The organism is Micromonospora sp. RTGN7 (genome assembly GCF_033804645.1).
Taxonomy (GTDB): domain Bacteria; phylum Actinomycetota; class Actinomycetes; order Mycobacteriales; family Micromonosporaceae; genus Micromonospora.
In genome coordinates, this window is record NZ_JAPZLF010000075.1 from 1 (window position 1) to 223 (window position 223).

The following is a 223-nucleotide window of genomic DNA, read 5'->3' on the forward strand; positions in this document are numbered from 1 at the left end:
GGCGATCTCGTCCTCGGCCTGCATGGTGACCACACCGAACCGCTTGTGTTTACTCAGCTCGTGCAGGATGTCCGACGCCGGGGTGATCGGGTAGGCCCCGAGGAACACCGGTAGGCCGGAACGCACGCCCGCGGCCACCAGACCGAGGGACAGCGCCGCGTTGCCGGTGATGTTGCGGTACGTGCCCGGCGGCATCTTCGCCGGCTTCACCTCATACCGCACC

General features: G+C 67.7%; 1 pseudogene. It reads right to left on the reverse strand.

Going from position 1 to position 223, the window contains the following annotated elements:
- Positions 1–223 (reverse strand): annotated as a pseudogene (locus SNR22_RS29530) (2-oxoglutarate ferredoxin oxidoreductase subunit alpha); the annotation flags it as partial.